This window comes from Erythrobacter fulvus, from assembly GCF_028595285.1.
Classification (GTDB): domain Bacteria; phylum Pseudomonadota; class Alphaproteobacteria; order Sphingomonadales; family Sphingomonadaceae; genus Erythrobacter; species Erythrobacter fulvus.
In genome coordinates, this window is record NZ_JAQQXQ010000002.1 from 280,787 (window position 1) to 303,734 (window position 22,948).

The window sequence follows — 22,948 nt, forward strand, 5'->3', positions numbered from 1 at the left end:
CTTGGCCAGCCCCAGAGAGATGCTCGCGGCGGTCTATGCCACCGCCGGCACCCGCGACTGGGACGCGGTCGAGGCGCTCATCCATCCGGATTTCGTCCTCTACGAGGCGAACTCGCTGCCGTTCGCGGGTGAGTGGCGCGGCAAGGATGCGCTGCAACGCTGCGCCGCTGCCATGTATGGCACCTGGGCCGATACCAAGCTCGAAATGCTCGATTGCACCGGTGGCGACACATGGGCTGTGATGGTAATTCGCCTCACCATGCACCCCAAGGATGGTTCTGCGCCCTTCACCCAGACGATCTGCGAGGCCGGGTGTTTCGAGGACGGCCTGCTGAAGGAACTGCGGATCCACTATTTCGACGCGGCAGAGGTCGCGGCGCGCGCCTGATCATAAGGAGTTTCCGGTGACCATCAGCAAAGTCTGCGTCCTTGGCGCGCCTGCCGACCAGGGGCAGCCGCTGGTGGCGGAACTTCTCGCCCACGGTTTTCGGGTCACCGCCGGGGTGCGCCGCGCCGATGCGATGGCGGGCACGCCTTTCCCCGATCTGCCCACCGTCCACGCCGACATCACCGATGCCGACGCCATGGCAAGCGCCTTTGCCGGTCAGGACGCCGCCGCCTTCCATCTGCCGTTCGAGTTCGACCGCGCCAGGGCCGCCCATTTCGGCCAGCAGATTGCCGAAGGTGCGCGGCGCGCGGGGCTGAAGAAGATCATCTTCAACACCGCCTGTTATGTCGCCGATCACGATCTTGACCTGTCGGCACATGACGGGCGGCGCGATATCGAGCGCGCACTGGAGGAAACGGGCATCCCTTGCGTGTTCATCGAACCGACCGTGTTCATGGACAACCAGTACCGCATCTGGACGCGCCCGCTGATCATGCGCGAAGGCATCTTCGCCTATCCGGCCAAGCCCGATCTGCTTATCAACTGGGTGTGCCTTGAAGATGTGGCGCAGGCGATGCGCCGCGCACTCCAGACCGATGCTGCCGATGGCCAGCACGTGCCGCTCGGCGGGCCGGAGGCGCTGACGGGGGACGAGGTCGCCGCCAATCTGTCGGAAGCGATCGGTCGGCCCGTCCGGTTCCAGAGCCTTGCCCCGGAAGAATTTGCCGCGCGCATGAGCGAGCTGGTCACCGGTTCGCGCGAGGTTACCCCGCTCAGCATCTATGACGGGATGGCGAAGTTCTACGCCTTCTACAATTCGCAGGCCCGATCACCGCTGGTGGTCGATCCGAAGCAAGCGCACGACCTGCTCGGAATGGAGCCGACGCGCCACCTCGACTGGGCGAAATCGAAGGACTGGAGCGCGGGGCTGCTGGGCTGATCAGGCGCGAGGATCCAGCCATTTGCGGCTGGTGCGTGCCACTTCGCGGGCACGCTCAATCAGATCGGGGAAGGCGTCCCGCAAGGCTTCGGAGCGTTCTTCCACCGCCATCGGCAAGTGATCGGGCAGGGCATCGACCATCGCGGCCAGCTCCAGCCTGCCCTGACCCAACGGCATCCGGCGGTTGATCGCATCATCGATAATCGCGTCGAAATTGCTCGTATCCGGCCCCTCGGCAGGCGCATCGCAGGGCTGGCAATAGGACAGCCACTCGCGCGGGATTGCTGCCAGTTCCTCTGCCGTGCCGCCCGAACGCGCCCAGTGCAGCGTATCCACCAGCAGCGCCTTGGCCTCGCCTTCGACCGCCTCGAGGATGCTGCGCGCCATGTGGATCGTCTTGACCTCGGTGAAGATGCCGAATTCGAGATTGATCCTGACCCCGGTGCCTTTCGCCCGGTCGACCATCGCCTGAAACTTGGCCGTAGTGGCCGCGATGTCGGGATCGCTCGAAACGCACAGCAGATTACGCGCACCCAGCTCGGCAGCGATATCGACAAGTTCGGTCAGCCACGGATCGGGCGGCCCGGGCATGATCCACGCGACCTCAAGATCGAGCAGTTGCACACCCGCATCGCGCGCCTGTTGCCGAATTGCGCGGGTCGTCGCGGGCGTCCACGTTTCGCGCTCGGCCCACATGCCGCCGAAGTCGAAATCGGACGCAGCGGCGGCTTCGATCAGTTGCGAGGGTGTGGCTTCAGGCATGATCCCGGCGGCAAGCGAGATCAGGCGGCGGGTCATAATGTCTGCCCGTCATCCAGCACGAAGTCTGCGCCGGTCACGAATTTCGCCGCGTCCGAGCATAGGAACAGGATCATTGCATCCAGCCCCTCCTCACCCATCAGGCGGCGTTTGGGAAAGCGCGCGATCTGCTTCTTGCCGGGTTCGGTATCGAACCATTCGTCATTGATCGCGGTGCGGATGTAGCCGGGCGAAACAGTGTTCACGTTGATCCCCGCACGCGCCCATTCGCGCGCCAGCGTACGCCCCGCCTGCACCACGCCCGCCTTGGAAGCGGCATAGGCGACGAGGCCGGGTGAAGGTTCGAAAGCGGTGATCGAGGCGATCATGACGATCCGCCCCTTCGTAATGCCGTGCGCCATCATCCGCCTGGCACCCTCGCGCGCGGTCAGGATCGCGCCCTTGAGATTGATTGCCAGCGTCGCCGCGATTTCTTCTTCGGAAATGGTGGTCGCCATGCCTGCGCCGTCTACGCCCGCATTGGCGATGACCGTGTCCACCGGCCCGAAAGCGGCTTCGGCGGCATCGAAGCCGGCAATAATGTCGGCCTCGCGTGCGACGTCCATCTGCACCGCAGCGGCTTGCGCCCCGATCTGGTCGGCCAGCGCCTCAAGCCGTTCCTTGCGCCGCGCGCCGAGTGCAACGCGCGCGCCGCTGGCGGCAAGGATGCGCCCGAAGCGCGTGCCAAGGCCCGAAGACGCGCCGGTGACGAGCGCGGTGCGCCCCGTGAGTTCGAAGGAAAAGCCCATGACGCTTACTTAGTCGCGGGCAGTTCCCCGTCGATATATTTCTTCAGCGTGGTCTGGAAGTGGCGCACCCGGCTGTCCTGATAATGGCCGAGCTCCATCATGCCTTCCTTCATCGCCTTCATGCCTTCCTGCACATAGGGCAGGTTGGCCATGTCCTGATCGAACACGTTGGCGAGCCCGGCCCCCATGACGTCGGTGGCCCAGGCGAAAGGTTCGTCGTCGGGAATCCGCGTCATCGCCACCGATCGCGGCCGCGGTTCGCCCTTGGGGGTGGGGAACAACAGGCGGATTTCCATGGTGCACCAGTCGGGCGTGTCGCCGGGCAGCCAGCGGTACACCAGTGTCGGCAGGAAGCCGATCCACGGCGAGAAATTGGGGAAGATGTTATAGGTGAAATTGTCGAGGATCTCGGTGTCCGAGGCGTCCGAGTAATCATAGCCATATTGCTCGGCAAAACCCTTGCGGCCCGCATCGGCGAGGATCTTGCGTGCGCCCAGCGGATCGTCGGCGACATATTCCTCGGTCGTGCCGCTGGCGTTGAAGCGCCGGTTGGTGCTGGCATCGCTGCCGCCGGAGAACTCGTTCATCTTCTCCAGCACATAATCGGAATTCTTGCCCTTGATGTGCGGGCTGAGCACGCCCGACGGCGTGATCGCGCGGTTGAAGTGATCGCCGATCAGATCATACCGCGTGTTGGCATCGCCGAGGAAAGCGAGCAGCTGCGGGTGGGTGGTGATCGAGTGCCAGGCCTCCATGAAAGCCTCGGCGGTCGCCTTCCAGTTGGCCGGAATGCGCTTGTGCACCCACATGCCGGTGTAGCGGTTTTCGAAGTCATACCGCTCGTAATGCGAGGCCGCCGGGCCGAGCCAGGTCTTGAAATCGGGCAGATCGTGGTTCTCGGTGATCATCACGAAGCCTTGCCACAGCTCGACGCGGGCTTCGGGCAGCGACAGGTCCTTGCCTTCGAGATGCTTGAAGTCCCACGAACAGGGGATTTCCTTCAATGAACCGTCATTGCGCCAAGTGAAGCCGTGGAACGGGCAGCGCAGCTGCACCGAATTGCCGCTTTCGGTGCGCAGCTTGCGACCGCGGTGAAGGCACGCATTGTAGAACGCCTTTACGCTGCCGTCCTTCTGGCGCAGCAACAGGAAGCTTTTGCCGGCGATATCGAACACGACGGAATCGCCCGGATCGGGCATCTCGTCCTCGCGCGCGGCGAAGAGCCACACGTTGGGCCACATCTTTTCGCGTTCGAGACGGGCGAATTCTTCCGAGATATAGGGCGCGACCGAAAGCGGCTCGTCACCCATTTCGATGGTGGTTTCCTCGAACAGGTAATCGGGCGGGCGGCGGGTGTCGCCATTGAGCATGTCGGTATAGCTGATTCCCGGGCAGCGATCGCCGCGGGCAATATCCTTGATCTCGTTCATCGGCCTAAAGCGTCCTTTCGGGGGTGTCCCCGTCCCTCGTCCTCGCACTTTGTGCAGTGTCTTGCGGGGAGAATATCACACAGCTTGGACGCATGGTCACCCTAGCGGATTGGAGAGGAACATGGCGTTAGGCGGAAAAATCGCGGCCCTGGGCGAGGTAATGCAGCTGGCCTTCGTGCCGGAGGACTTCGATGCCGCGGTGAAGCACTGGACCGAAGTTATGGGGGTCGGCCCCTTCTACATCATCGAGGGTATCCACCTCGACGGCATGAAGTATCGCGGCGAACCTACCGATGCCGTGTTCGATCTCGCGCTGGCATATTGGGGAGATCTGCAGATCGAGCTGATCCGCCCGCGTGACAATCACCCTTCGGTCTACACCGGGGAATACGGGGCGACCGGCAACGGGCTGCACCACGTCTGCATCCTTGTCGACGATATGGATCACGCGCGTGCCGTGTGCGAGGCGGAAGGCGCCGAGATCATGATCGAGGGCACCTTCGGCACCAGCAAGGCGATCTATGTCGATGCCGGCGGCGGACCCGGAACACTGGTGGAGATTCTCCAGCAGGCCAAGGACGGGCCGGACCTGTTCGGAATGATCAAGGCCGCAGGGATCGGCTGGGACGGCTCGGAGCCGTTGAGAAAGCTGGGATAATCGGCTTCGTCATTGTGAGCAGCAGTGCCGACGAAAAGGGCTGCATCGGGCCATAGGCCCGCAAGGGCGACCGCCCGCCCGCAGGCGCTCGATCCCATAGGGATCGAAACGCGCCGAGGACGCACCCGCGGAGGCGGGCGCGCAAAACAATCAATCGCTGGCCCCCAGATACCCCAGCTGCCCCGCCTTGAAGATCGTCTGCGCGCGGTTGACGCTGTCGAGCTTCTCGCCCGCGCGGTGTATGTGGTAGCGGATGGTGGCGTGCGACCGGTTGAGGATCATGCTGATCTCCTTGTCGGTCTTGCCGATCGCGGCCCAGCGCAGGCATTCGACCTCGCGCTTTGACAGCACGCAGTCGGACGGGATGCGCCGCTTGGTGCGGTTGGCCTGGACATAACCCGCTACGAAACAGCGCGTCACCATTGCGAACAGCGCGCCATATTCGGCGAATTCTGCTGTCAGGTCTTCCTTTTCGCGGTCCATGCTGATGAAGCTGGAGGCTGAGATCTGGCCGAACGGCAGATGCACCGGGATCACGATCGCCGCCTTGCACAGAGCGCGCTTCTCGAAATCGGCAAGATCGATCTCGTCGAGATAGGAATTGCGCCAGCGTGTGTTGAAGCCGAGGCGGTTGACCCAGAAAGGCTCGCTTTCATAGCGGCAGGCGCGTGGCAGCGGCGAATGCAGCGCCAGCCGGTGATCCTCCCACCAGCGCGCGCCGTCGTCCAGCCACCGGAAAATGTCGGCGTTGAGGATCGTGCCGTCGGCATCGACCATCGGCTCCTTCGAGGAAATGTCGTCGCAAACCGCGATCTGCATGCCGCGTTCCTGCGCGATTCGTGCAAGGTTCACCGCTGCATCGTGAATGTCCTCGGGACAGGTGATTGTCACCGAATCGAGAAGTTGTTCCAGCGATTCACGACCTTGCGGTGTACGCAGCTCGACAACATTATGGGCCATTGTCAGCCTCGCTCCTCTCGTTTGTTCTCTCGAATCGGGACCCTAGCGCAATTTTGCGGAATGTCCTCTTCATTTACGTAGGGGAAACAAGCGGGCGCGGGGGCTAGCGAAAATGACAGAGGAGAATGGCGGGCATGGGCTTTGCGGGCGCGAATTTCGGGTTGGTATTGAAGCGGCTGGCGCAGGCGATCCCGCCCGACCGGCCGGCGCTGGTGCACGGCAAGCGGATAGTGAGCTGGGGCGCCTTCGATGAACTGACCGACCGCATTGCCGCAGGCCTGCGCGCGCGCGGATTGCAGCCCGGAGACATTGCCGGACAGATGCTGCGCAACACCCCGGATTATATGCTGGCCTATTTCGGCTGCGTGAAGGCAGGGGTGGTGCCGGTCAACGTCAATTACCACTACAAAGCCCGCGAGCTGGCCGACATCTTCACCCGTTTCGGCCTGAAGGCGCTGTTCACCGAGAGCGATTTTGCCGAAATCGCGCGTGACGCCATGCCCGAAGGTACCATGACGGTCGATGTGGGGAGCGATGCTTGGGCGGCATTGTGTGCCAGCGACCTGCCGGAAGATTTCGCGGTTCACGACGATCCGCACGCACTGTTCCTCACCGCTACCGGCGGCACCACCGGGATGCCCAAGGCGGTGATGTGGCCGATGAACGAGGCATGGGGCGCGTTCAGCATCGGGGTTTGGCAGCAAGGGCCGGGCAATCCGCCCTTCGTCGCCTCATCGATCGACGAACAGACCGCGCGGGCGGCGGCGATCGGTACGGATCACCCCGCCAGCACTTCGCCGCTGCTGCTGCTTTCGCCGCTGATGCACGGGGCGGGGCAGTTCACCGCAGTGATCCACCTGCTGAAGGGTGGCACGCTGGCGCTGCTGCCCGCGCCTAAATTCGACGCCGATGTCGCGCTGGACGAGGTGAAGCGGATTGGGGCGAAGGGCATCTTCATCGTCGGCGACGCCTTCGCGCTGCCGCTCGCCGATCGCCTCGATGCGCGCGGGGATGGGGCGCAAGTGCTGGCCTCGCTGCGGTCGATCACGTCGTCAGGTGCGGTGTTCTCGCCCGCGCTCAAGCAGCGCCTGATCGCGCACCATCCCTTGCTTATGATCATCGATGCGCTGGGTTCGTCGGAAAGCTCGGGTACGGGCATCGTTATCACCACCGCACAAGGCTCCACCGGAGGCGGCAAGTTCCAGCCCCTGCCGGGGCGCGAGACGAAGCTGTTCGACGAAAACCTCGATGAAATCCCCCCGGGCAGCGACGGCGTTGGGATCGTTGCGCGCACCGGGCCGCTGCCGCTGGGCTATCTCGGCGAGGACGAGAAGAACCGCCAGACTTTCCCCGAAATCGGGGGCAAGCGCTGGCTGATGACCGGCGACCGTGCGCGCTGGGCGGCGGATGGCAGCCTTGAATTCATCGGCCGCGACAACATGTGCATCAATACCGGCGGCGAAAAGGTTTTCCCCGAGGAGGTCGAGGCGGTGCTGCTTGAACATCCGGCGGTGAAGGATGTGCGGGTGGTGAGCCTTCCCGATCCGCGCTTCGGGCGGAAGGTTGTGGCGGTGGTCCAGCGCGAGGGTTCGGTTACCGAGCAGGATCTCGATGCCTGCGCCCGCGCGGGCCTTGCCGGTTACAAGATTCCGCGGCTTTACGTGTTCACCGATGGCTCGCTGCGGCTCAACAACGGCAAGCCCGATTACAAGAGCGCACAGGCGCTGGCGGACACGGCGGCGGGCGAATAATGTGCAGCGTGGCGCACGGGGCAGTTTCGATGTAACACCGCCCCAGGGGACCCACAGGGGCACAGGTGATGGTAACGCGAGACACGGCTCAGGATAGGCAGAACGGGGGCCCGCCGTCGGTCTTCGTCAGCTATTCGCGCGGCGATCTGGATCGTGCCCGACCGGTCATCGCGCTGCTCGAAGGCGCGGGTTTCGACGTATGGTGGGACGGGCGGCTCGAGGGCGGCGAAAACTATCTGGCGACCACCGAAACGGCGCTTGAAACCGCCGATTGCGTGGTGGTGTTGTGGTCGCAAACCTCGGTCGCCTCGCACTGGGTGCGCGACGAGGCCCAGCGCGGGCGCGAACGCGGATGCCTGGTTCCGCTTTCGCTCGACGGCACCATGGCCCCGCTCGGTTTCCGCCAGTTCCAGCTGCTCGATATCGCCGGCTGGTCCGGCGATCCGGCGGCGGACGAGGCCGCCCGGATCCTTGTCGCTGTAAGAAACATGTCGGGGGAAGCGGGGACCTCGGCGGCTGCAAGCCCAATCCCTGTCGCTGCGGCCATGCGCCCTTCGGCACCGGCGGGCGGCGGGCCTGCCCTGTCGCGGCGGGCGCTGATGATCGGTGGCGTAGGCATGGCCGGTGCCGCCGCACTTGCCGCTGGCTGGGCGACCGGCCTGTTCGCGCCAAGCGCCGCGGGTGCGGTCTCGATGGTGGTCCTGCCCTTCGCCAATCTGACGGGGGACGAGAACAAGGCGTGGTTTTCCAACGGCCTTTCGAATGAATTACGTTCGGTGCTGGTGCGCAATCCGCGGCTGAGGGTCGCCGCGCCGACGTCCTCCAGCGCGATTGCGGGGGAGGACGAATTCGCCATCGGCCGCAAGCTGGGCGTCGAACATATCCTGCGCGGCAGCGTGCAGCGTGACGAGGCTACGGTGCGGGTCTCTGCCGAACTGGTGAAGATCGAGGGCGGCACGGTTCTCTGGGCCAATATTTATGATCGTGCGACCGGCGATGTATTCGCGCTCCAGACCGAGATTGCCGAAACTGTGGCTACTTCGCTGGTGGCGCAAGTGGCCACGAGCGAAGAGGTCAAGAACAGCATCGCGGCCCAGCAGGGCGTCGGCGGAACGCAGAACATCCTTGCCTACGAGGCTTTCCTGCGCGGCCAGGCCTTGGCTGACCTGTCGGCCGGGGTTGAAAGCGATCGCGGCGCACTCGCCCAGTTCGATGCGGCACTTGCCGCCGATCCCGACTATGCCGCCGCCCACGCGATGCGTGCGACCATGCTTTCGGCCATTGCCAACGCGTCCAACGATTCCGACGAGGTGGCGTCGCTGTTCGAGGCCGCGATCACGTCCGCCGAACGTGCCATCGCGCTGGAGGACCGCTTGCCTCAGGGCCATCTCGCGTTGGGCTTTGCGCTGAATAACGGGCAGCTCAATCGCGCCGCCGCCGCGCCGCATTATCAGGCCGCCGAACGCCTTGCCCCGGGCGACGCCGACGCGCTGCGGGCGGTTGCGATGTTCCACGCCTATGGCCCCGAGCCCGGCGTCGCGAAAGAGATGATCGAACGCCTGCTCCCGCTCGATCCGCTCAACGCCCGTGCGTTCCGTACAGCCGGCTACATCGCCCTGCTGGCCCAAGATTATGATGCGGTGATACGCTACATGCAGCGCGCGCTGGAGCTTAATCCGAGCCTTGCGAGCGCCCATTTCGCAATGGCCAATGCCCTGCTGATGCAAGGCGATGCAGCGGCGGCGCTGGCTGCGGCCAAGGCCGAGCCGGTGGCGATCTTCGCGCTGACGGCGACCGCAATCGCGGCGCACAAGCTGGGAGACCCGGCCGGGGCACAGAAAGCGCTGGTCCGCATGATTTCCGAATACGGGGATGCCAGCCTCTATCAGCAGGCGCAGGTGCGCGCCCAGCGCGGCGAGAAGGCCGATGCGCTGATGCTGCTCGAACAGGCGTTCGAAGCACGCGATCCGGGCGTGTTGTTCACCCGCAACGACCCGCTGCTCGATCCTTTGCATGAAGAGCCTGCGTTCGAGAATTTGCTTTTGCGCCTTTCCTCGTGATAGCTCATTCCCGCCCAATTGGGGGCGAGGAGGGCTATGCACATGAAGAAGATCTTGACTGTCGCAGCGATCACCGGAGCCGCGTTGACGCTGGCGGCCTGCGGGGGCGAAGCGCCCGAGGCACCGGCAGAAGAGCCGGCGGCCGAGACAACCGAAGCTGCGCCGGCCGAGGAAGGCGCGATGACCGAAGAAGATGCCGCAGCGCTTGAAGCTGCCGCCGCCGCCGCGGAAGGCACGGAAACCAATGGCAATCCGGTCGGCCCGGCTGCCGAATAAAAGAAGAATGCAGGCGCGGCTCGGTCAGGGTACCGGGCCCGCCTGCCTGCCGGCCTAGCGACCTCTGCGCGAGGGTGTCCGGCCGGCCATCACATCGTCGATCCAGCCGCGCACCTTGGCGACCCGGGTATAGCGGCTGGGAATGCCGGTGAAGCCGCATGCTTCGCCCGCGCTTACCACGCCGATCACTGTCGGACCTTTCACGGCATCGCCATAGGTGATGAGGGGGCCGCCGCTGTCCCCGTCGCAGGCTTGGGAACGATCGGGCGCGGCCGCACAAAGCACCGCGTCCTTTAGCAGGGAACCCCGAAACTTTGTGCGTCTGGTGCAGGCCTCGGGATCCTCCAGCTGCATCCGCGCGCCGCGCAAGTGGTCGCTGGTTTTCCCTCTGAACTTCGTCAGCCCCCAGCCATAGGTATAGACCGGCATCCCGCCCGCGATTTTTCGTTCCCCAAGCGACAGCGGATCGAGCCGGATGCTGGCAATCGCGTTGGTTTCGGATCCCTTTTTCCCGGCGCGCGGATTGAACCGGATTAGTGCAATATCGAACGCGCGGCTGGGCTCGTGATAGCGGGGGTGATGAGCCGCACCAAGGATCGGATAGCTCACGCCTTCATCTGCCTGCGGATTATAGACCCCCAGCCGGATACGGTGATCCGGTCCGATCAGGGAATTGCCGTTCTCGTCGACGATGCAATGAGCCGCTGTCAGGATCCACCCGGCCCGGATCAGCGAACCGCCGCAAGCAACCCGCTGTCCGGCTGAAAGCGGCTGACCGTTCAGTTCCGCGGGGCGCCACAACAAGGCCTGCCAGGGCGCCTGACCCGGCCGCAGCTGGTACCCGCCGCTGATCCGATACACGGCTTCGCAGATGGTGTCGGAATAGGTCGTGCCGCGGAAACTGACGGAGGTTTGCGTGCAAGGATCGAACCGCTCGTTCTCTGCCTCCATGGCAAGATTTTCGGCAAGCCGCCGCGCCTCTTCGGCTGCGTCTGTCGGCTCGGCCGGCGGAGCGAAGCGGTCGTCTGCGACCAGCAGCGGAGCCACCGGGTCGGCTCCGGCGCGTTTGTAGAGCCGCTCGCACATCATTTCGTTTCCGCCATCGCATTCGGCGGCGAGAATGGTGTAGCCGCGCTCACGATCCGAGGGCGGTCGCTGGTCTTCGGTCAGCCGCAGACCAAGATTGAGGCAATCGAGACGGATACCGGCCTCACAGCCTTTGGCATACCACTGATCGGCCCGGGCGATGGCATCGGGCGAAGCATCGTCACCTATCAGCGAAGCCGCCTCGGCGCAGGCCATGGCCTCGCCCCCGTTGCAGGCCTTGCCGAGCAACTCCAGTGCCTCTGTCGGGGAATGAAGCAGCGAAAATTCCGCCGAATAGATGCGCCCCAGAGCGTAGCAATCGGCCATCACCCCGGCTTGGCAGGTCTGGACCAGCACTGGCCGCGCACGGATTTGCTCCGATATGGAGCACCTGTACTGGTCGAACCTGCAAGCCTCGTCGAACAGGGTGAGGGCCTTGACCCGGTTCTCGGGCGGGCCGCGACCCTCTGCGAAGGCCGTCTCGCCAAGCCGGTAGCAGGCTTGTGCCGCGCCCGCGCGGCAGCCCTGCGCCAGCGTTTCGCGCAATCCGGCCGTCAGCTCGACCGTGTCATCGAGATGTTCGTTGAGCAATGCATTGCAGGAATCGACCTCGCCATCCCGGCACTCCCGTTCCAGCAGGCGCCGGTCTTCGGCGCGCGCAGCGGTATCGGCGGAAATCCGTTCGACCTGATCGCACGCTTCCCGAGCACCGAGGGTGCAGCCGCGTCGCAGGGCGATCAGCGCCTCTTCCTGCGCGCCTTTATCGTCGAGCTTGTGCAATTGCTCACCGAGCGCGAGACAACCCGCCGCTTCGGCTCCGTCGCAAGCCTGCCGGAACAGCAATTCGGCCACGGGGCGGTTCTGCGGCTTGCCTTCGCCGTCGCGGTAGGCCCGCCCGAGCGCCGCGCATCCGGCAAGGTCGCCACTGTCGCAGGCGGCTTCGACGACCGCAGCTTCGGCGGCTTCGCGTGCCAGCACGTCTTGCGGCTTGTTGGGGTCGGCCAGAGGCCAGATATCGGCATCGTCCGGATATTCGCGCGGCACTTGCGCCTGACCCGCCACCGGCACCGCCAGCGCCAGGGCCAGCAAAGCGCCCAACATCATCGCAATCGGTCTCATCACCGCCTGCTCTCCCCCCGCGCCCCGGACGGAATAATGCGCTTTCCCGCGCGTTCGGTCAAACCGGGCCCTTGCGCGCATGTCGATACGTCAAGGCCGGCGTACCCGCACAGCCTTCCGGCCTAGCGCCGTCTGCGCGCAGGTGTCCGGCCAGCCATCACGTCATCGATCCAGTCGCGCACCTTGGCGACCCGGGTGTAGCGGCTGGGCACACCGGTCGTTCCGCATTCCTCTCCTGCGCTAACGACTCCGATCACTGTGGGAACCTTTGCGGCATCGCCATAAGTAATGAGCGGCCCACCGCTGTCGCCGTTGCACGCCTGCGAGCGATCGGGCGCGCTGGCGCACAGCACCGCATCCCGCAACAATTCGCCCCGGAACTCGGTGCGCCGGGTGCATCGCGCGGGATCATCAAGCTCCAGCTTCGCGCCTTTCAGATATTCGCTTGAATCGCCGTTTACTGCGGTGAGGCCCCAGCCATAAGTAAAGACCGGCAGGCCTTGCGTGATCCTGCGGTCGTCGAGCGGGACGGGATCCAGCCGGATGCTCCGGATCGAATTGGTCGCCTCTCCCTTGACCCCCGCGCGGGGATCGAACCGCAGCAGAGCAATATCAAAGGCCCTGCTAGGTTCGTGATAGCGCGGATGCGGGACGGCACGCAGGATGGGGTAGCTGACCCCTTCGTCTGCCCGCGGATTATGAACCCCCAGCCGGACCCGGTGACCCGGCCCGATCAGCGACTTCTTGTTCTCGTCGACAACGCAATGCGCGGCGGTGAGGATCCAGCCGCTGGCGACAAGTGCGCCGCCGCAGGCTACCCTTTGTCCCGGCGGCAGGGCCTGTCCGTTCAATGTTGCGGGACGCCACAGCAGCGCCTGCCACGGAGCCTCGCCAGGGTGCATACGAAAGCCGCCGATCATCGCCGGAGCCACCTGGCAAATCGTGTCCTCGTAGATGATGCCGCGGAACTCAACGCGCGTGGTGGTGCATAAATCCGCCCTGTCCTTGGCTGCCTGCGCCTGAATCTCCTCGCGCCAGCGCTGCTCGACCTCGGCTTTCTCTTCGGCTGTCATTGGCGGCAAATATTCGCTGTCAGCGGGGATCACAGGTGCATCGGGGTCCGTCTCGCCGCGCCGTATCAGCCAGTCGCAGGTGGACCGGTCGCCGCGTTCGCAAACGCCTGCCAGCAGCGCATATCCGCGTGCCCGATCCGGCGGAAGGCCTTCGCCGTCCAGCAGGCTTCTGGCCAGGCTGTAGCAAGCGTCGTCATTCCCCCCGTCGCAGGCGGTGACAAACCAACGTTCGGCGCGCAGCGCGCTGTCTGCCCAATCGCCTTCAAGGACATTGAGCAGCAGCCCTGCCGCAGTCCCGCAAGCCGCAAGGGCGCCGGCTTCGCAGGCATCCCCCAGCAGTGTAACCGCCTCGCTTGGTGCATAGAGCGCGGATTGGCTGTCGGCATAAAGTTGGCCGAGCGCAACGCAGTCCGCCGTGATGCCCTGCGTGCAAGCTGCCGAAAGTACCGGACGGGCGCGGATATCATCGGCTTGCCCGCAAAAATATGTTTCAAGTTCACAGGCACGGTCAAACAGGGCGAGCGCATCGCTACGATCCTCCGGCAGGCCACTGCCTGTGGCGAACGCCTGTTCCGCAAGTTCGCGGCAATGCATCGCATCGCCCGCCCGGCAGCCCAGTTCGCGCCATTCGCGCAGCTCTACCGGATTTCCGTTCTCCTCCTTATCGAGGTGGGAGACGAGGATGCCGCATGATTCCGCGTCGCCTTCCCGGCAGAAGCGTTCGATTACGGCCTGTCCCCGGGCCTGCTCGCTATCGGGACGGTCCCGCCAAAAGAGCGACTGTGCAAGTTCGCGGCATGAGGCAACCCCGCCCTTTTCGCAGGTTTCGCGTCGCAACGCATCGGCCGAGGCCTTGTCTCCGCCCGCGGTCCAGACGCCCAACTCGATCGCTTCCGCTGCCTTTGCGCAGGCATCGAGCGCGCCCAGACGGCAACCGCGCTGGAACGCGACCAAGGCCAGGTTGCGCGTCTCTTCCTCAGGGACATGCCAGAACAATTCTCCCAGCCCGAGGCAACCCGAGGCCTCGGCCCCGTCGCAAGTCTGGCGAAACAGCAATTCGGCGACGGGACGGTTCTGGGGCTTGCCTTCGCCCAGCATGTAGGCCCGGCCAAGCGCGGCGCATCCGGCAAGGTCGCCGGCATCGCAGCGCATCTGCGCGTCGGCGGCGGCGGCATTCTCTCGCGCAACGCGCGCCGCGGGCTTGTCGGGGTCCGCCCGTTCTATCACGCTGCGGTCGTCATATTGCCGCGGGACAGGCGCCTGCGCCCCGGCGGGCACAGCCAGCGCCCAGAACACGGCAAAAAACACGGCCAGTGGCCTGATCATGGCATCCCTCCCCCCCGGTGCCTTCAAGCCTACATGATGCTCCCTGCCGCCACCACGGTCAAACCTTTGCGCGCATCGCCCCTTGTAACCGCGCGAGACAAGGCGTTAAGGTTGCCGCACCCGGCCGCCCGGCAAGGAGAGACAGCCCGCCAATGCCCCCCTTGCCCAGTCCGAGCCCTGAGGCCACGTGGCAACCGCGTCTTGCCCTCGGCATTACCGGCCACCGCGCCACCAACTCATCCTATTCCGCGCATGTCGAAGCGATAGCCGCCGCACTGGCGGAACTGTTTGCGCGGATCGATGCGATCGTGACGGGTTTGCCCGAAACCCATGCGGCGGTGCGGCTGCACAGCCTGCTGGTCGACGGCACCGATCAGGTCGCAGCCGAACTGGCGCTGGCGTGCGGGTGGGAACTGGCGGTGCCGCTGCCGTTCGGGGCGGATCTCAATCTGGCGATCAACGCCCACCCCGCGACTGTCGCCGATGCCGCCGCGCTGTGCCGCGGGCAAGCGGCAAGCGATCCGGCGGTGGAGGCGCGCGCTGCCGCGATCCGCGCGGTCACTTCGAGGGCGGAAATGTTCGAACTGGCTGATCGCGACGCGCAGATAGAGCGGTTGTGGATGGCAAGCCTGGCCGATCCCGAGGATCGCATTGCCGCCCGCGCGTTCGAGGCGATGGCATCGGATAATGTCGCCTTGGCCGGAAGGGTGATGATCGAACGCACGGACCTCGTGATTGCGGTGTGGGACGGAAAAGTTGCCAATCTGCCCGGCGGTACGGGCCACACCGTCGCGACCGCGCTGACAATGGGCACGCCGGTTCTGCTGGTGGATCCGGTCACGCCGCAAGCCTGGTCGATCCTGACCCGGCCCGAGGAACTCGGCCATATCGGAATGCGCGCAGCGGACGCGCAGGCCGACACGGCCCGGCTGGAAGCAACGATTCATGCGGCGGTGGTGGCGAAGGGTTGGCATCCGCAGCGCCTTGCCGGAGAGCGGTGGCATGACCGGTCGAGCCGGATCTTCGGCCTTTATCGCTTGATCGAGCGGGTGTTCGGCGACGGCAAGCTGCTGCCCGCATCATCGCGGGTCGCCTACGAGGCGCCGGAAGCGATTGCGACCGGTAGTGCGGCAGAAATGCTGGCGGCGGTCGCCGCGGCGCCGGGCGGGGATCCGCAACTTGCGGCACGCCTGCGCGACGAATTGCTGCCGATGTTCGCCCGCGCCGACGGGATCGCGGGCCGGCTGTCCGACGCCTATCGCAGCGGGATGTGCATCAATTTCGTGCTCGCCGCGCTGGCGGTGATCATCGGTCTGGCTTTCTATCCGCTGGGCATGACGCACGCGAAATGGCTGTTCGCCTCGGTCGAATTGCTGTTGCTGGCGGGCATTCTGGCGCTGACCTTGGCAGGCTCGCGGCGCGGCTGGCACCGGCGCTGGTTCGAATTGCGCCGCGTGGCGGAATATCTGCGTCATGCGCCGGGCCTTTTGTTGCTCGGCGTGTCGCGACCGACGGGGCGCTGGCCGCGCAAAGGCGGCGGCGGAAACGCGGCTGAGTGGCCCGAACACTTTGCCCGTCACACGCTGCGCGAGGTCGGCCTGCCGCGCGTCCGCGTCACCCGCGCCTATCTGCGGGCCTGTCTTGACGGCGTCGTGCGCCCGCATGTTGCTGCCCAGCGTGCCTATCACGAAGGCAAGGCGATCCGGCTGGAGCGGGTTCACCACCGGCTCGACCGGCTGGCGGGAACCTGTTTCGCGCTGGCGGTGGTTTCGGTCCTCGCTTACCTGCTGCTCAAGCTGGCAACGGTGGCCGGAATTGCGCCCAAGAGCCTGTCCGATGCTCTCTCGCCCGTTTTCACCCTGCTTGGGGTGGCCTTCCCGACGCTCGGCGCGAACATCGCGGGGATCCGCTATTTCGGCGATTTCGAACGCTTCGGCGCTATCTCGCGCGCGGCTGCAGAGCGGCTGGGCGAGGTCGAGACCCGCATCGGGCTGCTGCTGTCGGGTGCTGAAAGCGGGCTGAGCTATCAGGCCGCGGCAGACCTGGTGCATGCCGTCGACGAAGCCGTGGTGGACGAGATCGAAAGCTGGCAGGCGGTGTTCGGCGCGAAACATCTGGCGCTTCCGGCCTGATCGCGCACGCAGCGCGCGATTTCCTGCTTGAGCTTTGGCGGTTCTTGCCCGAGCATCACCGCTAATAATTGCGCGCGCCGCAGCCGCGCAAGCCAGCAAGGGGGCCAGATGAAGATGATGCGCCGTATGCGCCTGGGGGCGATTCTGTTTGCCCTGTCCGCACCGCTCGCGCCGCTCGGCGCGCAGCCTGCGCCAGAGGAGATTGTCGCTCCGGGGGGAGAAGCCGGGCTGCTGCCGGTGCGCACGGAGGCTGCAAAGGGCCGGATCCTGCTGACCCTGCCTGCTCCGGCCGAAGACGGCGTGGCGCTGCGCGTGCTTTACAGCACCGCGCTCAAGACCGGGCTCGGTTCGGCCCCGCTGGTGCTTGATCGCGGACGGATCGGGAATACCCAGCTGCTCGCCTTCCGCCGCATCGGCGGCAAGATCGCGGTGCAGTTTGAAAACCCCCGCTTCCGGGCGACCGCCGGCGACGCGGCGCAGCAGCAGGCGGTGGCGAGCGATTTCGGGATCTCGACCATGTGGATCACCGATATCGCCGAAACGCTGGACGACGGACGGATGGTGATCGACATCGCGCCGTTTCTTGCGATGGATACGCTGGGGATCGCCGGCTCGCTCAATCTCGATCAGGATTCCTTCGGTATCGGCACGTCGAGCGCAATCGGCGGCAAGGGCTTCCGGCTGGACGACAAGCTCAGCCTTGCCGATCCCGCTTCGGTGAAGCTGTTTCCCGACAATCTCGAAGTGGATGCTGTACAGACCTTCGTTTCCGACAAGCCGGGTGCCGAAGTCGAGAACATCGTGCCCGAACCCAAAAAGCTCACCCTCACGGTGCACCACAGCTTCGTGCGCCTGCCCGAACCGGGCTTCGAGCCGCGCGTCTTCGATCCGCGACTGGGCGGGTTCGCAACGCAAGTGGTGGACTTTTCCGCCCCGCTCGGCGCGCCGGTGGTCTATGATCTCGCCAATCGCTTCCGGCTGGAGAAGGTAGACCCTTCCGCCCCGCGCTCGCGGGTGAAGAAGCCGATTGTCTATTATCTTGATCGCAATACCCCCGAACCGATCCGCTCTGCGTTGATCGAAGGGATCGGCTGGTGGGGCGATGCCTTCGATGCGGCAGGCTATATCGATGCCTTCCGGGTGGAGATGCTGCCCGAAGGGGCTGATCCGCTCGACGTGCGCTACAACATGGTCAACTGGGTCGACCGTGCGACGCGCGGCTGGGCCTATGGCCAGCAGATCGTCGATCCGCGCACCGGAGAGATCATCAAGGGCATGGTGGTTCTGGGTTCGCTGCGCGCGCGGCAGGACATCCAGATATTCCAGGCCCTGGTGGGCGCGGGCGCGTTGAACAGCGGCGGGCCGAACGATCCCGTCAAGGTCGCGCTTGACCGGCTGGCGCAGCTTGGCGCGCACGAAGTCGGCCACACACTGGGCTTTGCGCATAATTTTGCTGCAAGCACGCAGGATCGGGCATCGGTGATGGACTATCCGCCGCCGCGCATCGGGCTGGTCGATGGCGCGCCCGACCTGTCGGACGCCTATGCCGAAGGCATCGGCGCGTGGGACGTGGCGACGGTACGATGGCTGTATGGCGACGCGGACGAGGCGGAGACTGCCGAAGCCGCGGCACAGTTCCGGTACGGGCAGGACGACAATTCCCGCAGCGCCGACACCGCCTATGCCTGGGGCGGGCTGTGGGACGATGGCGCCGATCCGACCGCCGAACTGACGCGCATGATGGAAGTGCGCGCGGCGGCGCTTTCCCGCTTCGGGCTGGGCGCGCTCGCCCCCGGAGAGCCGGTGGCAAACTTGCGCCGCCGCTTCGTGCCGCTCTGGCTGCTCCACCGTTACCAGCTGGTCGCTGCGGCCAAGCAGATCGGCGGGGTCGATTTCACCTATGCCGTCAATGGCGGCGGGCGCGAGGCGGCGCAGCCGGTTGCCCCCGCAAGACAACGCGCGACGCTGGATGCTGTGCTGGCGACGTTGACGCCCGAGGCGCTGCGCGTGCCGCCCGCGCTCGTCCCGCTGCTGTCGGCGGCGCAGAACGGCACCAATGATCGCCAGTACGAGACCGAGGTTTTCGCCACCGCCGGCGGGCCGGTGTTCGATCCGCTGGTCGCCGCCGATGCCGCCACCTCGCTGACCGTGCAGACCCTGCTCGCCCCGCGCCGGCTCGCGCGGCTGGTGGTGCAGCGTCATGGCGATCCTGCCGCACTGGGCGTGGGCGAAGTGCTCGACCGGCTGACGGACAGGGTGCTGGGCCGGACCGGTGACGATCTCGGCCGCCGGATTGCCTATCGCACGCTTGCGACGATGGCGCAGGTTGCGCGGCGGGGGGATGCCACTCCGGAAGTCGCCGCCGCGCTCGACCAGAAGCTGGTCGACGTCGCCGCATTGCTGGCGAAGCGCAAGGCGAACGGGGCCGAACGGGCCTGGGCGCTCAGCCTTTCGCGCGCGCTGGGCGATCCTGATGCCCGCGAAAAACTCGCCGCCAGCCTGCCGCGCATGGTCAGCGTGCCGCCGGGCGATCCGATCGGCGAGGATGACTGGATGAACCTTTCGAGCCTGCTTGCACCGGGCGAATGACAGCGAAACACAGGGAGAATAGGCGCATGGGCATGGCACGGACCGGAATTGCGCTGGCGCTCGCCGCCGCATTGGTGGCAACAGGCGGCGTGGCAGGCGCAAGTGATCGCGCGCCGCTGACGGCGGAGCAGCAGCAAGCACGCGACATCTATCGCGACATCATCGCCATCCGTACGGCGCGTGGGCAGGCGAAGACACCGGAAATGGTCGCCTATCTGGTCAGCCGGCTGAAGCAGGCGGGCTTTACCGATGCCGATATCATGGTGAGCGATTACGACAGTGCAGGCGAGCCGGTACAGGGGTTGATCGTGCGCTATGTCGCCGCCAACCCGGACGGGCGCAAGCCGATCGTACTGCTCGGCCATATGGACGTGGTCGATGCGCTGGCGGAGGACTGGGTGCTTCCGCCTTTCACCCTGACCGAACAGGACGGCTATTTCTTCGGCCGCGGCACGATCGACAACAAATACGGCATCGCCAGCCTCGTCCACGCCTTCATCCGGCTGAAGCAGGAAGGCTGGAGCCCGCGCCGCGATCTCTATCTGGTGTTCTCGGGCGACGAGGAAACCGGCATGATTTCGACACAGGCGCAGGCCGATTATGTCGCGCGCGAGATTGACCCGGCCTATGTGCTCAATTCGGATGCGGGCGGGATCACGCTCGCGCCCGACAATACGCCGCTGGCGATGGCGGTGCAGGCGGCGGAAAAGACCTTCGCCACTTTCGAGCTGACGATCACCAACCCCGGCGGCCATTCCTCGCGCCCGCGCAGCGACAACGCGATCTACGAATTGGCCGATGCCTTGCAGAAAATCGCCGCCTATCGCTTTCCGGTGCGCGCGAGCCCGCTGACCCGCTCGTTCCTTGGCGCGCTGGGGCAGATTACCCCGGGCGAACAGGGCGCGGCGATGCGCGCTTTCTCCGCCGATCCGACCGACGAAGCCGCGATTGCGGTGCTGCGCGCCAATCCCGAAACCGTGGGCACGCTTGGCACCACCTGCATCGCCACGATGCTGAGAGCGGGTCATGCCGAAAACGCCCTACCGCAATCGGCGACGGCGACGGTCAATTGCCGGATCTTCCCCGGTGAGGGTGCCGCCGAGACCGAGGCGGCGCTGCGGCAAGTGGTCGCGAACGAGGCGGTGCAGTTCAAAGTGCTGGCCGAAGTCACCGAAAGCCCCGTGTCCACCGTTCCGGACGAGGTCATGGCGGCGCTGCGCAAGACCATCGACGCGCGCTATCCGGGCCTGCCGATCCAGCCCTACATGGAATCGGGCGGGACCGACGGGAAGCATTACCGCGCGCGCGGCTATTCCACCGTCGCGGTTTCCGGCGCGGCCTACCGCCCGCAGGACATGTATGCCCACGGCCTTAACGAACGGCTTTCGGTCGATGCCTTCTATGCAGGGCTGGACCACTGGCCCCGGCTGCTGAGGGAACTGGCCGACTAGCCGCAATTACGGCCGCGGGCAGGCGTCAGCCGGTCGCGCGTTCGGCCTTATCCTTGGCATTGGTGCCCTTGATCATCGCGCGCATCTGCTCCCATTCGGCATCGCCGAGCGCGTGGAGCACGGGGTAGAAGGTGCCGCCATTGGCCTGATAGCCCGCACCATCGATGGCGATGGTCTGGCCGTTCACATACTCCGCCCCCGGCCCCATCAGGAACACGGCCAGATTGGCGAGTTCGTGCATCTCGCCCGCGCGGCCCATGGGGTTGAGGTCGTTCTTTGAATTGCCGCCCTGCCCGCCGGGGGAGAGCCTTGCGCTCATGCCCTTGGTCGGAAAAAGACCCGGCGCAATGGCGTTGAACCGCAGGCCATAGCGGCCCCATTCGGTCGCCAGGCTCTGGGTCATGGCGTTGATCGCGGTCTTGGACATGGCCGAAGGCACCACAAAGGCGCTGCCCGACCATACCCAGGTGGTGAGGATGGACAGGAAGCTGGCCTTCTTCTTCTCCGCGATCAGCCGCTTGCCGATGTCGAGCGTGACGTAGAAGGTGCCGCGCATCACGATGTCGGCGATGGCGTTGAAGCCGTTCACCGACAGATCCTCGGTACGGCTGATGAAATTGCCTGCCGCATTATTGACGACGCCCGTCAGCGCGCCGCCATCGGCCCAGATCGCATCGACCATCGCGTGGATCGCGTCCGGATCGCGGATGTCGCAGGCCATGCCGACGATCTTGCCCCCGTGGAGAGCTGTCAGTTCGGCGGCGGTTTCATCAAGCTTGTTCTGTCGCCGCCCGCAGATGTAGACGGTCGCGCCGAGTTTCAGGAAAGCCTCGGCCATTTCGCGCCCCAGCCCGGTGCCGCCGCCGGTGACAAGAATGCGCTCACCCGCCATCAGCCCGTCGCGGAACATCAGCTTCGACACGTCCATGATCTGTCCTTTCAGAGACCGAGCACGGTCTTGGCGATGATGTTCTTCTGCACCTCGTCCGATCCGCCGAAGATCGTCGCGGCGCGGTTATTGAGGTAGCGGCCCATCGCCGTCTGCGCCATTTCGCTGCCGACCGGTTCGGGCGCCTCGTTGCCGTAAAGCGGGCGTTCCAGCGGCAGTTGCAGCGCGTCCGGGCCCAGCAGTTCGAGCCTCAGCACATCGACCTGCTGGCCGATATTCGAACCCAGCAGCTTGACCAGCGAGGTCTGCGGCCCCGGCGCACGGCCCTTGGCCAATTCGGCAAGGATGCGCAGCTCGGTAATCTCCAGCGCCTCGGCCTCCAGACGCACGCGGGCCAGCCGGTCGCGGAAGCGAGGATCATGCGCGATCGCGCCGTTGACGCCCGAAGGCTGGGTCTGCGCCAATTGCTCCAGCCGGTCGATGCTCTGGAGCAGCCGCGGCGCGAAGCACGATCCGCCGCGTTCGTTTTCCAGCAGGAACTTGGCGATGGTCCAGCCCTGGCCTTCCTCGCCGATGCGGTTTTCCGCCGGCGTCCGTGCATCGGTGAAGAACACCGCATTGACCTCATGATCGCCGGACATCGAATGGATCGGGGTTACTTCCACACCCGGCTGGTCCATCGGCACCAGCAGGAAGCTGATCCCGGCCTGCTTCTTCACCGTGGCATCGGTGCGCACGAGGGCAAAGATCCAGTCGGCATGATGCGCGTGGGTGGTCCAGATCTTCGATCCGTTGATGACATATTCGTCGCCGTCCAGCCGCGCGGTGGTTTTCAGGCTGGCAAGGTCCGATCCGCTGCCCGGTTCGGAATAGCCCTGGCACCAGTAATCATCGCCCGACAGGATGCCCGGCAGGAAACGCGCCTTCTGTTTGGGCGTGCCGAAATGGCAGATCACCGGGCCGACCAGACGCAGGCCCAGGATCGCGAGCGAGGGCGCCCCTGCCAGCGCGCATTCCTTTTCGAAGATGAATTTCTGCGTCGGGGTCCAGCCGGTGCCGCCGTCTTCCTTGGGCCAGTGGGGGGCAACCCAGCCCTTTTGATAAAGGATGCGGTGCCATTCCATCCCGATATCGGGCTCCACGAACACGCCGGGCGTGCGCCGCGCGCCGTCGCGCAGGCGTTCGGGCAGGTTGTCCTTCAGGAAAGCGCGCACTTCTTCCCGGAAGGCGATGTCCTGCGGCGAGAATTCCATGTCCATGTCAGTCAGTCCCA

Annotated in this window: 17 protein-coding genes; 9 read left to right on the forward strand and 8 right to left on the reverse strand. The window is 65.4% G+C overall.

Features of this window, described 5'->3' with window-relative positions:
• Position 1 precedes the first annotated feature (1 nt).
• Both OIK40_RS04315 and OIK40_RS04320 read left to right on the forward strand, forming a co-directional pair.
• Positions 2 to 388: a nuclear transport factor 2 family protein gene (locus OIK40_RS04315; RefSeq protein WP_273676500.1), complete on the forward strand. Its 387-nt coding sequence runs from the start codon at positions 2 to 4 to the stop codon at positions 386 to 388.
• A 16-nt stretch (positions 389 to 404) separates the two neighbouring features.
• Positions 405 to 1,328 (forward strand): SDR family oxidoreductase, encoded by a 924-nt coding sequence (locus OIK40_RS04320; RefSeq protein ID WP_273676501.1) that lies wholly within the window; start codon positions 405 to 407, stop codon positions 1,326 to 1,328.
• Here the strand turns inward: OIK40_RS04320 and OIK40_RS04325 are convergent, their stop codons facing one another.
• The 3 genes from OIK40_RS04325 to OIK40_RS04335 are packed head-to-tail and all read right to left on the reverse strand — an operon-like array spanning position 1,329 to position 4,305.
• Positions 1,329 to 2,126, reverse strand: a complete 798-nt coding sequence (locus OIK40_RS04325) for a sugar phosphate isomerase/epimerase family protein (protein ID WP_273676503.1) — start codon at positions 2,124 to 2,126, stop codon at positions 1,329 to 1,331.
• Positions 2,123 to 2,875 (reverse strand): SDR family NAD(P)-dependent oxidoreductase, encoded by a 753-nt coding sequence (locus tag OIK40_RS04330; RefSeq protein WP_273676505.1) that lies wholly within the window; start codon positions 2,873 to 2,875, stop codon positions 2,123 to 2,125. Before OIK40_RS04330 ends, OIK40_RS04325 begins: the two co-directional genes overlap by 4 nt.
• A 5-nt stretch (positions 2,876 to 2,880) precedes the next feature.
• Positions 2,881 to 4,305, reverse strand: coding sequence for an aromatic ring-hydroxylating oxygenase subunit alpha (locus tag OIK40_RS04335; protein WP_273676506.1), 1,425 nt, complete (start codon positions 4,303 to 4,305; stop codon positions 2,881 to 2,883).
• A 121-nt stretch (positions 4,306 to 4,426) separates the two neighbouring features.
• Between OIK40_RS04335 and OIK40_RS04340 the strand changes: the two genes are divergently transcribed.
• Positions 4,427 to 4,963 carry a VOC family protein gene (locus tag OIK40_RS04340; RefSeq protein ID WP_273676507.1) on the forward strand — a complete coding sequence of 179 codons (537 nt, stop codon included), beginning with the start codon at positions 4,427 to 4,429 and terminating at the stop codon, positions 4,961 to 4,963.
• A 150-nt stretch (positions 4,964 to 5,113) separates the two neighbouring features.
• Here OIK40_RS04340 and OIK40_RS04345 read toward each other — a convergent pair whose 3' ends face one another.
• A complete protein-coding gene (locus tag OIK40_RS04345; protein WP_273676509.1) occupies positions 5,114 to 5,923 on the reverse strand; it encodes a helix-turn-helix transcriptional regulator in 810 nt (269 codons plus the stop codon).
• A 125-nt stretch (positions 5,924 to 6,048) separates the two neighbouring features.
• Here OIK40_RS04345 and OIK40_RS04350 point away from each other — a divergent pair, with 125 nt between their 5' ends.
• From OIK40_RS04350 to OIK40_RS04360, 3 genes are all read left to right on the forward strand, one after another.
• The gene (locus OIK40_RS04350; RefSeq protein ID WP_273676511.1) at positions 6,049 to 7,674 is read left to right on the forward strand and encodes an AMP-binding protein; all 1,626 of its coding nucleotides are present in this window, start codon (positions 6,049 to 6,051) and stop codon (positions 7,672 to 7,674) included.
• 68 nt (positions 7,675 to 7,742) lie between these two features.
• Complete coding sequence (locus OIK40_RS04355) at positions 7,743 to 9,734, forward strand: TIR domain-containing protein (RefSeq protein ID WP_273676513.1); 1,992 nt, start codon at positions 7,743 to 7,745, stop codon at positions 9,732 to 9,734.
• Between the two features lie 42 nt (positions 9,735 to 9,776).
• On the forward strand, positions 9,777 to 10,010 hold the full coding sequence (locus tag OIK40_RS04360; protein ID WP_273676515.1) for a hypothetical protein: 234 nt from the start codon (positions 9,777 to 9,779) through the stop codon (positions 10,008 to 10,010).
• A gap of 54 nt (positions 10,011 to 10,064) precedes the next feature.
• On the opposite strand, the gene OIK40_RS04365 is transcribed toward OIK40_RS04360, so the two are convergent.
• Both OIK40_RS04365 and OIK40_RS04370 read right to left on the reverse strand, forming a co-directional pair.
• On the reverse strand, positions 10,065 to 12,215 hold the full coding sequence (locus tag OIK40_RS04365; protein WP_273676517.1) for a trypsin-like serine protease: 2,151 nt from the start codon (positions 12,213 to 12,215) through the stop codon (positions 10,065 to 10,067).
• Between the two features lie 122 nt (positions 12,216 to 12,337).
• Entirely contained in the window at positions 12,338 to 14,614 is a 2,277-nt protein-coding gene (locus OIK40_RS04370) for a trypsin-like serine protease (protein WP_273676518.1), read from the reverse strand.
• A 152-nt stretch (positions 14,615 to 14,766) separates the two neighbouring features.
• Between OIK40_RS04370 and OIK40_RS04375 the strand changes: the two genes are divergently transcribed.
• The 3 genes from OIK40_RS04375 to OIK40_RS04385 all read left to right on the forward strand — a co-directional run bounded on the left by OIK40_RS04375 (position 14,767) and on the right by OIK40_RS04385 (position 20,786).
• On the forward strand, positions 14,767 to 16,746 hold the full coding sequence (locus OIK40_RS04375; RefSeq protein WP_273676520.1) for a hypothetical protein: 1,980 nt from the start codon (positions 14,767 to 14,769) through the stop codon (positions 16,744 to 16,746).
• Positions 16,747 to 16,854: 108 nt separating this feature from the next.
• A complete protein-coding gene (locus OIK40_RS04380; protein WP_273676522.1) occupies positions 16,855 to 19,335 on the forward strand; it encodes a zinc-dependent metalloprotease in 2,481 nt (826 codons plus the stop codon).
• A gap of 32 nt (positions 19,336 to 19,367) precedes the next feature.
• Entirely contained in the window at positions 19,368 to 20,786 is a 1,419-nt protein-coding gene (locus tag OIK40_RS04385) for a M20/M25/M40 family metallo-hydrolase (RefSeq protein WP_273676524.1), read from the forward strand.
• A gap of 25 nt (positions 20,787 to 20,811) precedes the next feature.
• Here OIK40_RS04385 and OIK40_RS04390 read toward each other — a convergent pair whose 3' ends face one another.
• Together OIK40_RS04390 and OIK40_RS04395 are read right to left on the reverse strand one after the other, a co-directional pair.
• The gene (locus OIK40_RS04390) at positions 20,812 to 21,714 is read right to left on the reverse strand and encodes an SDR family oxidoreductase (protein ID WP_273676526.1); all 903 of its coding nucleotides are present in this window, start codon (positions 21,712 to 21,714) and stop codon (positions 20,812 to 20,814) included.
• An 11-nt stretch (positions 21,715 to 21,725) separates the two neighbouring features.
• Complete coding sequence (locus tag OIK40_RS04395; RefSeq protein ID WP_273676528.1) at positions 21,726 to 22,934, reverse strand: acyl-CoA dehydrogenase family protein; 1,209 nt, start codon at positions 22,932 to 22,934, stop codon at positions 21,726 to 21,728.
• Positions 22,935 to 22,948 lie beyond the last annotated feature (14 nt).